Below are 14,295 nucleotides of genomic sequence, written 5' to 3'. Positions count from 1 at the left end.
AAAATGTGAACGCAATATTGAATTTTTGTTGATTTATGTAACAAAATGTATTCTTCAAAAATTATACTAAAAAGGGTAAGTAATACTAATAGTTTTTTTAACTTTGTATCCCTAAAAAAGGATATTAACACACCATGTCTTTAGAGAAAAAAATTAAAACCGCATTAGTCTCAGTTTATCATAAAGATGGCTTAGATGAAATTTTGAGAAAGTTAGATAGTTTGGGAGTTCGCTTTGTGTCGACAGGTGGAACCCGAAATTTTATAGAGTCGCTAGGCTTCGCTTGTGATGCTGTGGAAGATGTAACAGGATACCCCTCGATTTTGGGTGGACGAGTTAAAACATTACACCCTAAAATATTCGGAGGTATACTCTGTCGTAGAGAACTTTCGGAAGATATGAAGCAAATAAAAGCGTATGATATACAAGAGATTGACCTCGTTATTGTAGATTTATATCCTTTTGAAGAAACTGTTGCTTCAGGAGCAGGAGAACAAGATATAGTTGAAAAAATAGATATTGGCGGTATTTCATTGATTCGCGCGGCTGCAAAAAACTTTAAAGATGTAGTAATTGTAGCTTCAAAGAATCAATATGCTCCTTTAATGAGTCTTTTGGAAGAAAAAGGTGGAAAATCAGATATTACAGATCGTAAATTCTTTGCAAAAGAAGCGTTCTCCGTATCATCATCATACGATACTGCGATCTTTAATTATATGGATAATTATGAAGGATCGGCATTTCGCTACGCAGAAGATGATGCAATGCACCTCAGATATGGAGAAAATCCGCATCAGAAAGGAACTTTTTACGGAGATTTCAATGCGATGTTCGATCAATTACACGGACGTGAAATTTCTTACAATAACTTGTTAGATATCGAAGCTGCAATAAGTTTGATCAGTGAGTTTGACGAAACCACTGTAGCTATATTGAAACATAATAATGCTTGTGGTATAGCTTCGAGAGAAACAGTAGTTGAAGCATGGAAAGATGCATTGGCTGGAGATCCTGTTTCCGCTTTCGGTGGAATTATTATAAGTAATAGAAAAATAGATAAGGTAGCAGCTGAAGAAATAAATACCATTTTCTTTGAGATTGTAATTGCTCCCGAATATGATAAAGAGGCTTTAGAAATACTAGAACAAAAGAAGAATCGTATTATTCTGGTGCAAAAACAGCCTTTAGAGGGAACTAAACAATTCCGTTCATTACTGAATGGTGTTTTGGTTCAGGATAAAGACCTTAGTATACAAGCTGCTTCAGATTTGAAACTTGTTACAAACAGACCTTTACAAGGAACTGAAGCTGAAGATTTGCTATTTGCGAATAAGCTTGTAAAACATACGAAGTCGAATGCTATTATTCTGGTTAAAAATAAGCAACTTTGTGCAGGTGGTACAGGACAAACATCTCGTGTTGACGCTCTCAAGCAAGCGATAGAAAAGGCCGATGCTTTTGGCTTTAAGCTTGATGGTGCTGTAATGGCTTCTGATGCCTTTTTCCCTTTTCCCGACTGTGTCGAGATCGCAGGAAATGCAGGTATCACAGCTGTGGTTCAACCGGGAGGATCTATAAAAGATAACCTATCAGTAGAATATTGTAACGAACACAATATATCTATGGTTATGACGGGAGTGCGTCATTTTAAACATTAAATGTAATTGTAAATAAGCAAATATAACATCAATATGGGATTATTCTCTTTTACTCAGGAAATTGCGATGGACCTTGGCACTGCCAATACTATCATCATACATAACGACAAAATAGTTGTCGATCAGCCATCAGTAGTGGCTTTGGAACGTAAAACAGGGAAAGTCATAGCTGTTGGAGAACAAGCCCGACAGATGCATGGCAAAACCCATGAGGACATAAGAACAATCAGACCGTTGAAAGATGGTGTGATTGCTGACTTTACGGCTGCGGAACAAATGATTCGCGGACTGATAAAAATGTTCAATAACAAAGGACGTTTATTTGCTCCGTCATTAAGAATCGTTATTTGTATCCCATCCGGAAGTACTGAGGTTGAAACCCGTGCGATCAGAGACTCCGCAGAACATGCCGGAGGTCGCGATGTTTATATGATATATGAGCCGATGGCTGCGGCACTTGGTATTGGTCTTGATGTGGAAGCACCGGAAGGAAACATGATCGTTGATATAGGCGGTGGTACAACAGAAATTGCTGTAATTTCTCTTGGAGGTATTGTGTCAAATAAATCAATAAAGATTGCAGGTGATGATCTTACTGAAGATATTCAGGAGTATATGGGACGTCAACATAATATCAAAGTAGGAGAGCGGACAGCAGAAAATATTAAAATAGCAGTTGGTGCTGCTTTGACTGAATTACCTGATGAGGATGTGCCTGAAGACTTTATTGTTCATGGCCCAAATAGAATGACATCTTTGCCTATGGATATTCCTGTATCATATCAGGAAATGGCTCACTGTCTCGATAAATCTATTTCTAAAATGGATTCGGCTATCCTAAGTGCTTTAGAACAAACACCGCCGGAGTTGTATGCTGACATTGTTCGCAATGGTATATACCTTACAGGTGGTGGCGCATTGCTGAGAGGTTTGAGCAAACGTTTCTCTGATAGAATCGGTATCGCATTCCATGTAGCAGAAGATCCGTTGCATGCTGTTGCCAAAGGTACTGGTATAGCCCTAAAGAATATAGAGAAGTTTAACTTCTTGATGAGATAAAAAGAGAAGTGATTTCTGAACAAATCGCGAATCATAACTATTTTAATATAGATAATTACAGAGAATGCATAACCTAATCAATTTTTTAAGAAAAAATAGCCATTGGTTTGTGTTTATTTTCCTTGAAATAATCTGTTTTTATTTTATATTCAGTAGCAACTCTTATCAAAAGAGTATATTTTTTAACTCTTCCAATGAATTTACTGGAAGAGTTTATACTATTTCAGGAAACGTGCTGTCTTATTTTGGATTAAGATCGGAGAATGAGGAGTTATTACTGAAAAATGCAGATTTACAGTCTCAAATTGCAGAATTGAAGGACTATATTTATGATCTTGAGAATGATTCCTTAAAGACAAATGCATTTATTACCGACTCTCTGGGCTCTAGACAAAAAGAGCCGCATATTATAGCCCGTGTAGAAAATAACACTATATCACAGATTTATAACTTTATTATAATAAATAAAGGGAAGAAAGATGGAGTACAGACTGATATGGGGGTAGTTTCTCAACAAGGTATAGTTGGTGTTGTTAGGGATGCTACTTTAAATTACGCTGTAGTTCAGCCTGTATTAAATCCTCATAGTAGATTTAGTTGTAAGATATTAAACTCTAATACAGCAGGAACTTTAGTTTGGGAAGGTGGAGATCCTCGATATGCAAGCCTTACTGAATATCCTAAATATGAGAAGGTAGAGAAAGGTGACACTATTGTAACGAGTGGTTTTTCTGATATCTTCCCTGAGGGTATATTTGTAGGTGTAATCGAAGACTATAAAAGTGGAACGAATGATAATTTCTATTCTTTAAAGATCAAATTATCAACAGATTTTGGATCATTGAAAAGAGTTCTTTTACTGAGTGGAAAAGATGATGAGAGGAAAGAATTGGAGCAAAAAATAAAAAATGTTCAAGAGCAGTAATATAAAGTATATAATAATGTTTGTACTGCTTGTATTATTACAAGTATTGGTACTAAATCGGATTTCATTTCTCGGATATGGAGTCCCTTTTGCGTATGTATATTTTATAATAAAACTGCCTATCCGCTCTAATAAAAGTTTAGTTATCTTTTTAAGCTTCTTAATCGGATTTGTTATTGATCTTTTCTGTAATACGCCGGGAATAAACGCTGCAGCTTCTACTTTTGTGGGGCTTGTTCGCTGGCCTGTGCAGAAGTTATTCTTTATGGTTGACGATTATGATGAGCAAACCCCGAGATTGTCTTTATTAGGAGGTGCATTTATAAGATATGCTATATTTTTGACACTGATTCACCATATTGTACTAATCTCGATTGAATCTTTTTCATATTTCAATTTGGAAATACTTTTGCAACGAATTCTTTTGTCTACTTTACTAACATCATTATTGGTGTTTGCATTTGAAGGTTTATCTTTTAAGAAGAAAAACTCATGGCAAAAAACATCTTAGACCTATCTAAAAGAAAATATGTACTAGGCGGAATAGCCTGTGGCATAATTCTTATATATATAATTCAACTTTTTAATTTACAAGTGCTTAATCCTGAATATAAGGATTTTGCAGATGGAAATGCATTCTTCAACAGGACATTATATCCGGCAAGAGGAGTCATTTCTGATAGAAAAGATCGGATACTTGTATATAACCAGCCTACATATGATATAGTATACATACCGCGTGAGGTACAGCCTTTTGATACCCTAGATTTTTGTAAGTCATTGAATATAACCAGGGAGCAGTTTGATAAACGCATGAACGACATAAAAGATCGTCGATTGAATCCCGGATATTCGTCATATACAATGCAAACGTTTATGACTCAACTTACAACCCAAGAGAGTGGTTTATTACAAGAGAAATTGTATAAATTTCCCGGTTTCTTTATTCAGAATAGGACATTGCGGCAGTATAACTATCATAATGCAGGCTTATTGCTGGGATACGTAGCAGAAGTAAGCAGAAGTCAACTGGAGAATGATCCTTACTATGTAAGAGGTGATTATGGTGGAAAATCCGGGCTTGAAGCATCTTATGAAAACTATCTTAGGGGAGAAAAAGGTATTGAGGTTTTATTAAGAGACGCTCATGGACGTATTCAAGGGCGATATGAAAATGGAAAGTTTGACAAATCACCCGTATCGGGAAAAAATCTAACACTTTCTGTAGATATAGATCTACAAGCATATGGAGAGTATCTTCTTCAAAATAAAGTTGGATGTGTTGTTATGATCGAACCTTCGACCGGAGAGATATTATGCTTGGTTACATCTCCCACTTATGATCCTTCTATGCTGCTGGGTCGTAACTTTAGTAAGAGCTATAAAGAACTGGAAGATAACCCTCTTAAACCATTATTTAATAGGGCTATACAAGGAATGTATCCTCCCGGATCTACTTTTAAACCAACACAAGGATTGATTTTCCTTCAAGAAGACATTATTACTTCCAATACATTATATGCGTGTGCAGGAGGGTATCCGCCACTGGGTGGTCGTCCCAAATGTCACCCTCATGGTTCACCACTGTCATTAGTTCCTGCTATTGCAACTTCTTGTAACTCATATTTTTGTTATGGATTATCTGCGATGTTAGGAAACAGAAAAAAGTATAAAAGCACTGTTGAAGCTTTTGATATTTGGAAAGATCATATGGTAGATATGGGATTTGGTTATCGCTTAGGTGTAGATTTACCTTCTGAGAAGAGAGGTTTTATTCCTAATGCCAATTTCTATAGCAGAGCTTTTAAAAGAGAGAATTGGAGCGCTTCCAATGTTATTTCTATAGCAATAGGTCAGGGGGAAATAACAGCTACCCCTTTGCAAATAGCAAACTTTGCCGCAAGTATCTCTAACAGAGGATTCTACTATGCGCCACATGTTGTGCGTCAGATACAAGATACGCCTTTAGACAGTATATATACACATCCTCACTATACCGGAATAAAAAAAGAATACTATCAGTATGTAGTAGAGGGGATGGCTCTTGCTGTTACAGGCGGTACATGTAGAGGAGCTAATATACCTGATATTGAGGTTTGTGGCAAAACTGGTACAGCCGAAAATCCACATGGTAAAGATCACTCATTATTTATGGGTTTTGCTCCTAAAGATAATCCGAAGGTGGCTATTTGTGTTATTGTTGAAAATGCAGGATTTGGCGCTACATTTGCTGTTCCTATCGGACGTCTGATGATTCAGAAGTACTTGAAAGGAGAAGTGCCAGCTTCTGATAAATATATTGAAGAAAGAATTGCAACAACGACAATTTTGCCCCAAACATTTTTTAATTGGAATAGGGCTAATAAGAAGTATGATGAGTTTTCTCAGCCTGCGGTATCAAATACAGATGGTGCAGTAGATGAAACATCTATAGAACCATTTTCATTAAACCCTGCTGAAAATCAATAATAAGGAATGTACAGAAGAGAAGATGAACATATAAAAAGCAGTATAGACTGGTTTACAATCGCATTATATCTGATTATGGTATTGTGCGGATGGCTCAGTATATATGGAGCTAGTTATCAATACGGAAGCACTACCAGCATGTTTGATATATCGGGTAGAGCCGGTATGCAATTGGTTTGGATTGGTACATCAATTGTTCTGGGTTTCATAATATTAAAACTGGATAGCAACTTATACGATATATTGGCTTATTATATTTATATAGCTTTTATATTACTTCTTATAGCTACTATATTTCTATCCACAGACATCAGAGGGTCTAGATCGTGGCTCAAAATAACTGATTCGGTGCAAATACAGCCTGCCGAATTTGCTAAATTTGCAGTAGCTTTAGCTCTGGCAAAGTTGCTGAGCACCTATAACTTTAAATTACTCACCCCTAAAAATCTGATAACAGTAGCGGGACTTATTCTTCTCCCTATGTTGCTGATCATCATGCAGAAAGAGACAGGATCTGCGCTTGTATATACAGTCTTCATATTAATGTTATATAGAGAGGGACTGCCCGGAATTATTTTGTTCTTGGGAATATCAGCCATTGCATTTTTTGTAATTGGACTCAAATATTCGGATACAGATATAGGTATAATATCTACAGGTGAGTTTGTTACTATAATTTTAGTTATACTGATCTGTGCCGCATTATTGGTAAGTTATAGACAAGATAAAGTAGCAGCTCGTAATATTATATTGGGAATGCTGGCGTTATTTGGAATTCCATATCTGATTTCGCTACTGAATGTAAATATTGATTTTGGAATTATTTCACTAATCGCTCTTGGTGTACTTGTAGTATATCTTTTGGTTCTGGCGAAGAAATATTGGTCGAAAGTATATTTTCTGACAGCCGTTTTTGCTATTAGCAGCCTTATATTCGTCAGCTCAATAGATTACCTTTTCTCTGATGTTATGCAACCTCACCAGCAGATGCGCATAAAAGTTACTTTGGGGATGGAAGATGACCTAATGGGAGCGGGGTATAATGTGAATCAATCTAAGATTGCAATAGGCTCAGGAGGGCTTTTAGGAAAAGGATATTTAAATGGTACTCAGACTAAATTGAAATACGTTCCCGAGCAAGATACTGACTTCATATTCTGCACAGTAGGAGAGGAACAAGGATTTGCCGGATCGGTGTTTGTTCTTTTATTATTTTTAGCATTGATTCTACGTTTATTCTATCTGGCAGAGCGTCAAAAAAGTACTTTCGGAAGAGTATATGGCTATTGTGTTGCTTGTATTTTCCTCTTCCATGTGATGATAAATATAGGAATGGTAACAGGTTTAACCCCTGTGATAGGAATCCCTTTACCTTTCTTTAGTTATGGAGGTTCTTCTTTGTGGGGATTTACAATCCTTCTATTTATATTTCTACGTATTGATATGGCAAGAAAACGTAGATAGAAATTATAGTGTTTTGTGCTTTCTCAAAAATGAAGCTAACTGTTCGTAGCTACTAATTTCTATTTTTATTGTATTATACTCAAGTATAACTTGTTCAGACGATTGAACTTCAATTCGGAATATAGCATCATTCAAATCCTTAGTTAATGAGAATCCGTTTCTTTCTAATATGTTTTTTGTCCAGTGGTGTAATATTCCATCTGCTTTAAGATAGACCTTTCTATTGTTGGCTCTTCTCGGTAAGAAATTGCCTGTATATCTGTCGAATACAACATTGTCTCTTTTAAAGAAATCATCTAATGTACCTGACAATACGATGTCTTCAGTTACTCCTGTAGTCAACCCCTTTTCTCTTGATAATAGCCAAAGACGGTCGGCTAGGAGCAAGGCCATATCAATGTCATGTGTTGATAATAATATTGTCTTATTTTGATACATTGCCAGATTATGGAGCAAATTCATAATCTCTATACGGCTTTCAATATCTAGAAAAGCTGTAGGTTCATCCAGCAAAACGACAGGGCACTCTTGCGATAAAGCTTTGGCTATCATAGCTTTTTGCCGCTCTCCGTCAGACAATTCAGCTATATAAGAATTAGCCTTATGTGCTATCCCTACATCTTCCATTGCTTTCTGAACAATTGATTTATCATTCTCTGATAATTGACCGAAAAATCCGGTGTAAGGATAACGTCCCAGCTCAATAAGTTCTTTGACAAGTAATCCTCCGGCAGAAGTTTTATCAGTTAAGACTAGGCCTAATCGTTGTGATAATTCTTTTTCTGATAAAGATGAGATGCTTTGATCCTCGAAAAGTACATCGCCTCCTTGCGTTGGTTGTGATGCACTAATTGTTCGTAATAGTGTCGATTTTCCGGCACCGTTAGCTCCTATCAGACAAACAAGTTCTCCTCTATATAAATTGAATGACAGGTTGTTATAAAGAATATTATTATGCTTAGATTTGGCATAGCCAATACCAATATTTTGAGCCTTAATTACTACTTCTGCATTATTCATAAGTAATCACTACAGTGTATTCAAAAAAGTGAGTAATATTTAATTTACATAAGTAAACTATTTGATATTCAGTTTTTTAATTTGTAAACTTAATGGAAATATTGTATTTTTTTCTGATTAAGAATTACATATATAATTACAGGTGCTCCAAAAATAGGAGTGATAGCATTTAATGGTAGTACTCCACTGGCCCCCGGTAATACGCATATCAAATTGCAAAGCAAAGCCATTGCCGAACCAATTAGTATGGTAATAGGCAATAATGATTTATGGTTTGATGTTCCCAATATTAATCTGGCTATATGTGGAACTGCTAGTCCGATAAATGCTATAGGACCACAGAATGCACAAGTTATTGCAGTGATCAGTCCTGCACAGAGTAAGAGTAGAAAGCGAATAAATTTTATATTTACACCTAAGTTTGCTGCATATCTTTCTCCTAACAGTAGAGCATTTAAGGGCTTGATTAGTAGGATAGAAAGGAGTAAGCTAACACAGACAACGATGCAATAAAAAGGCAATTGCTCCTTTGATACTCCCGAAAAATCTCCCATACCCCATATCATGAACGAATATGCATCTTCGCTAGTACTCCAGAACTTCAAAATAGATATAATAGAAGATGTAAGATAACCAACCATTATACCAATGATCAGTAACATAACATTATTTTTGATAATAGATGCGAATCCCATGATGATAGCTAAAATAATAGCTGCACCAATGAAAGCACCAAAAACGATAGTCATTGAGTAAGACAAATTAAATCCATTTACCGATCCGAAGCTATTTCCTATTAAAAGAATTACTATTGCTACTCCCATGTTTGCACCCGAACTGATACCTAATATTCCCGCATCAGCCAGAGGATTGCGAAATGCTGTTTGCAGCAACAAACCCGAAACAGCAATTGCTCCTCCAGTAAATAGAGCCGTGATTGCCTGAGGTAAGCGAGATTCGAGTATAATATAGGTCCAAGCTTGTTTCTCAACTTCATTTCCTTGCAATATTTGAAAGACAGCTTGCGACGGTATTGATACAGAGCCTAGAAATAGACTTAAAACAAATAGTATAAATATACTTATAACGAATAAAATACTATATGTAAATCCTTTGGACATAAGTACTGAATGTATAAAATAGCCCCTCGTTGTAGGAGGGGCTTGAATATTTAATAAAGAACTTTATATTTATCTCCGGTTTCCTTCACTACCCGCTCATAGAAATCTTTAGGATATCCTACTCGCTGTGGCGAAGATGGTTTTCCATGTTCATTACGGATAAACTCACCATCTTTTTCTTTGCGGACAACACCATCCATATATTTGATGACTAAGAACTCCCCTAGTTTTTTCCATTTTTCAAAAGCATACTGTGCTTGCTTCTCACTATATTTAGTTAAGAATTGAACTGCTTGTTCGGGCGATTTCTTATATAATTCTAATGCCTCCTTTTCAGTACTATTTTGTTCAGCTAAGAACTTTCCTTCTAATTCATCCTGTATCTTTTTCAAATCAGGATGCATATAATCGTATTTATTATATACCATATTTGACACCCAATTTTGAATCCAAAAGCTTGATGTCCAAGAGAATGTATACAAATCACCATTACCTTCACGATAACATTCAGGTACCTCTGTTACAGAACAATACATTGGTGTAAACACAGTTTGAGCAGCATCATCTGTTCCAAACCATAATACTCCACCGATTGAATTTGGTAGCCATGAACGCATCTGAGATGTAAACACAAAACCTGATTGTTGAGTTGCAATAGGGCGTTCGTTACAGTATTCTACAGAATCTACTTTCCAAGTAAGTGGAGCCCAGCGATATGGAGATTTGAAAGGACCGGCTCCAATATCGTTAGTCCAATCTAATTCAGTTCCTTCATAATGGTCTCTCATCATCCCTTGTATATCAGCAAGAGATAATTTCTTATCTGGTTTGATATAAAGAGGCATTGGTTCCTGAGTTTTTCCTTGTGCATAGGTCACAAACTTAGCCATGTCTTTATTGCATTTGTTGAAGAAACTCCAAACGCGAGCTTCACAAAAACGCTGACCTCCAAAATCCAGGGGATTATATGCCTTAGAAAAGCTAAAGCCTTCATCTTTACCAGTATAATAACCTTTCTCACGGGCAAAAGAAATAACATCTTTTGAGTAAAGGCAATTTTTGGGATCTTTTAGAGGAAATTGATGTATACGAGATTGGTTTGCATGGGCCGAAATGCAGTCGTCAGGTATGCGTACAGCTACCCAAACAGCTCCTTTGTTACCCTTACCTTTACCAATCATCTCCAAAACCCATATTTCATTCGGGTCACCTATCGAGAATGACTCTCCTCCGCTATAGTAGCCATATTCAGCAACAAGGTCGGTCATTATTTTAATAGCTTCTCTTGCTGTCTTGGCTCGTTGCAATGTGATATATATAAGACTTCCATAGTCGATGATACCATCCGGATCAGCCAATTCTTCACGTCCGCCAAAAGTTGTTTCGCCTATTGTCACTTGATACTCGTTCATGTTACCAACTACATTATATGTTTGGCTAGCTTGTGCTATTTCTCCTAAATATTTTCCGGAATCCCATTCATATACTTTTAGCATTTCTCCTTGTGAGTATTTTTTGGCTGGCCAATGGTACAACTCTCCAAATAGAGCGTAAGAATCTGCCGAATATGTTATCATTGTTGACCCATCGACAGACGCATATTTGCCAACTAAAAAATTTGTGCAAGCAAATATGTGAATCTCGCAGAGAAAACAAAATAACATGAATAATGATATTTTCCTCATAGAATTATAAATTATTGTTATATAAGCGTAAAGATACTTCAATTAATTTATTCCTGCGATATGATTGTATCATTTTAATAAAGATGTATTTCATAATGTATTTCTTTCTTGTAACATTTGTAAATTATAGAACTGTTTACAAATGTTCCACAGCTTATCAAAGCTAATATTGTAACATATGATTACAAAAATTCTCAAATGTAGTAATGTTTACATTTGAATATAACTTGTCTATAGATCATTTAATAAACAATTGTAAAATATTAAAATCCTTGAATAAATATATCATAATATTATATATATCAGATAATTATTTAAATAAAATAAAGTAATAATTTAGATATATTAGCCATAATTCATTATATACAATAATACCGCCTCTAAATAGGGTATTTTATTAATTTATTTACATACTAATTAGTTTATTATATATTTATTATGAAGTGTTTATTTATGCTATATTCAATTGTATACACATATACATAAAACAAAAGTATATCATTGTATCCAAATGTAATTTACAAATATAAACCAAAACATTTTCCATTTGTAAAATATAAAGTTTACATTTGTGTTCTGATAATATACAAAAATATGAAGGATAGAATCAAGCTTATAATGGATAATGAGCACTTAACGCCATCAGCTTTTGCAGATAAGTTACAATTAGGACGTGCTGTTATATCTCATATACTGAATGGACGTAATAATCCTAGTTTGGATGTTGTATCTCGTATACTATCAAAAATGGATTATATCGATTCGGATTGGTTATTAACCGGAAATGGTAAAATGTATAAAACCGATAATAGAGAAAAATCACATCTCGCTACATCAACTATACCGGTAAATTCTAATCTTCAGCCCGATTTATTCTCTCTGAATGAAATATCTCAGCTATCCGATAAACCTGAACCAGAATATCGCAAGGAAATAATAGTTGAGAAACCTCAAAAATCAGATGAAGACGTTGTAAAACAATCTGTTATATATCAAAAAGCACCTGAGCGGAAAGTAACTAAAATAATTATATATTATTCGGATAATACTTTCGAAACATTTAATGCTGATAACAAGCCATTATAAATATCTACTTTTCTATTTATTCGATACAGTATTTTTAATGTAATTAATTAGTATACATATGTTTATCTTTAATAAGTAACAAAAATGGCACTTTTATTACTTATTACTAATGTAACTTCTTATATATTCAAAAATATATCAAAGAACACTTTTGTATAAGATAAAATTCTCCATAAAAAATAAAAACCTCTCGAATTCTTATATTCCGAGAGGTTTCTTTGTCTTATATACTATAATTATATTCCTATTTTACCCTTTTAAGTTCGACTGTAAAATGTCTTAATAAATCAGCTTCCCAAGTAATCGTTAGTCCTTTTGTAATCGATTCTCTACGATCGAATATATTTTTTAAGGCTACTGCTATTACATTCATATGATTGTCTGTATAAACACGCCGTGGTATGGCTAACCGTAGTAAATCGAGCCCATCGAAACGATTTTTCCGGGTTACAGGGTCTCGGTCTGCTAATAGATAACCGATCTCACAACCTCTGATACCCGCTTCAAGATATAATTCTACAGCTAATGTTTGTGCCGGAAACTCTTCTTTAGGTATGTTTGGCAATACTTTCGACGCATCTACAAAGATTGCATGTCCTCCTGCCGGACGTTGATATGGGATATTATATTCATCAAGCTTCTTACCAAGATATTCAACTTGTTTTATTCTGCTTTCGAGACTATCAAACTCTGTATTTTCATCCAACCCTATAGCCAAAGCATTCATATCACGTCCACTCATACCTCCATAAGTAATATATCCCTCATAGGCAATTCCTTTTATTTTGGCTACATCATACCATTCTTTCAGGTTTGTAGCAAAGAATCCTCCCATATTAACAATAGCATCTTTCTTCGCGCTCATCGTCATAGCATCGGCATATGAGAACATTTCGTCGCAGATCTCTTTTATAGTCTTGTTTTCGTAACCTTTCTCTCGTTTCTTGATAAAATATGCATTCTCAGCAAATCTGGCTGAGTCAAATATTACTTTTTTAGCATATTTATTTGCAATCATACGTGTTTCCTGCAAATTCTGCATAGATACAGGTTGTCCACCTGCCGTATTATTTGTTATGGTTATAATGATAAAGGGTGTACGATCTCCATACTTTTTCAGTGCTTCTTCAAGTTTTTTGATATCAACATTCCCTTTGAATGGAATTTCAAGTTGAGTGTCTTTAGCATCATCTATCGTACAATCTATCGCAATGGCCTTTCTGGATTCTATGTGACCTTTTGTTGTATCGAAATGCGAATTACCCGGGCATACGTCTCCTTCTTTGATTAGACAAGAAAATAAAACATTCTCAGCAGCACGTCCCTGATGTGTAGGCAGAACATATTCAAATCCTGTAATATGCGTTATCATATCTTTCATTTTGTAATATGAAGACGCTCCTGCATAGCTCTCGTCTCCAACCATCATGCCAGCCCATTGCCTGTCACTCATAGCCCCTGTTCCAGAGTCTGTTATCAGGTCTATATACACTTGTTCCGATCTTAACTTAAACATATTGTATTTAGCATTTTTCAGCCATTGTTCACGTTCTTCCCGTGTGCTTTTATGGATAGGTTCGATCATTTTGATCTTCCAAGGTTCGGCAAAAGGCAATTCCATAATTATTGATGTTTAGATGTATGTTAGACAAATGCTTGATATAGATAATCACTATGAATAAAAGAAGAACAGATTATAAACCTCTTATTTCAAAATGATATTTTAATAGCAATAATGATGTGCTTTTGGATTGTTTTTCATACAATATATGCTTGTATTAGTGTAATATGTTTGACATAAAGGTAGT

Annotated in this window: 11 protein-coding genes; 7 read left to right on the top strand and 4 right to left on the bottom strand. The window is 35.2% G+C overall.

Translation table 11 applies throughout. The features are described from left to right. The first annotated feature begins 134 nt into the window (after positions 1-134). The 6 genes from purH (at position 135) to rodA (ending at position 7,575) form a co-directional block, all read left to right on the top strand. Complete coding sequence (purH, locus tag PKC55_RS07015; RefSeq protein WP_324372423.1) at positions 135-1,658, top strand: bifunctional phosphoribosylaminoimidazolecarboxamide formyltransferase/IMP cyclohydrolase; 1,524 nt, start codon at positions 135-137, stop codon at positions 1,656-1,658. Positions 1,659-1,691: 33 nt separating this feature from the next. Continuing rightward, positions 1,692-2,717 (top strand): rod shape-determining protein, encoded by a 1,026-nt coding sequence (locus tag PKC55_RS07010; protein ID WP_006843992.1) that lies wholly within the window; start codon positions 1,692-1,694, stop codon positions 2,715-2,717. A 64-nt stretch (positions 2,718-2,781) separates the two neighbouring features. Continuing rightward, on the top strand, positions 2,782-3,642 hold the full coding sequence (gene mreC / locus PKC55_RS07005) for a rod shape-determining protein MreC (RefSeq protein ID WP_291130026.1): 861 nt from the start codon (positions 2,782-2,784) through the stop codon (positions 3,640-3,642). A gap of 16 nt (positions 3,643-3,658) precedes the next feature. Next, positions 3,659-4,153 (top strand): rod shape-determining protein MreD, encoded by a 495-nt coding sequence (gene mreD, locus PKC55_RS07000; protein ID WP_228093915.1) that lies wholly within the window; start codon positions 3,659-3,661, stop codon positions 4,151-4,153. Next, a complete protein-coding gene (mrdA, locus tag PKC55_RS06995) occupies positions 4,135-6,111 on the top strand; it encodes a penicillin-binding protein 2 (RefSeq protein WP_291130029.1) in 1,977 nt (658 codons plus the stop codon). Before mreD ends, mrdA begins: the two co-directional genes overlap by 19 nt. A 6-nt stretch (positions 6,112-6,117) precedes the next feature. Beyond that, positions 6,118-7,575 (top strand): rod shape-determining protein RodA, encoded by a 1,458-nt coding sequence (rodA, locus tag PKC55_RS06990; RefSeq protein WP_135106059.1) that lies wholly within the window; start codon positions 6,118-6,120, stop codon positions 7,573-7,575. 3 nt (positions 7,576-7,578) lie between these two features. Here the strand turns inward: rodA and PKC55_RS06985 are convergent, their stop codons facing one another. The 3 genes from PKC55_RS06985 to PKC55_RS06975 all read right to left on the bottom strand — a co-directional run bounded on the left by PKC55_RS06985 (position 7,579) and on the right by PKC55_RS06975 (position 11,401). Next, a complete protein-coding gene (locus PKC55_RS06985; protein WP_291130031.1) occupies positions 7,579-8,595 on the bottom strand; it encodes an ABC transporter ATP-binding protein in 1,017 nt (338 codons plus the stop codon). 89 nt (positions 8,596-8,684) lie between these two features. After that, complete coding sequence (locus PKC55_RS06980) at positions 8,685-9,716, bottom strand: iron chelate uptake ABC transporter family permease subunit (protein WP_135106063.1); 1,032 nt, start codon at positions 9,714-9,716, stop codon at positions 8,685-8,687. Between the two features lie 50 nt (positions 9,717-9,766). Continuing rightward, on the bottom strand, positions 9,767-11,401 hold the full coding sequence (locus PKC55_RS06975) for a dipeptidase (protein WP_291130037.1): 1,635 nt from the start codon (positions 11,399-11,401) through the stop codon (positions 9,767-9,769). Positions 11,402-11,995: 594 nt separating this feature from the next. Here PKC55_RS06975 and PKC55_RS06970 point away from each other — a divergent pair. Further along, positions 11,996-12,487 (top strand): helix-turn-helix domain-containing protein, encoded by a 492-nt coding sequence (locus tag PKC55_RS06970; protein ID WP_291130040.1) that lies wholly within the window; start codon positions 11,996-11,998, stop codon positions 12,485-12,487. A gap of 244 nt (positions 12,488-12,731) precedes the next feature. On the opposite strand, the gene tnaA is transcribed toward PKC55_RS06970, so the two are convergent. Then, positions 12,732-14,108: a tryptophanase TnaA gene (tnaA, locus tag PKC55_RS06965; protein WP_291130043.1), complete on the bottom strand. Its 1,377-nt coding sequence runs from the start codon at positions 14,106-14,108 to the stop codon at positions 12,732-12,734. Positions 14,109-14,295 lie beyond the last annotated feature (187 nt).

It is taken from the genome of Dysgonomonas sp. (assembly GCF_035323175.1).
In the GTDB taxonomy this organism is placed as follows: Bacteria; Bacteroidota; Bacteroidia; order Bacteroidales; family Dysgonomonadaceae; genus Dysgonomonas.
This window is presented reverse-complemented; position numbering and strand designations above follow the sequence as displayed.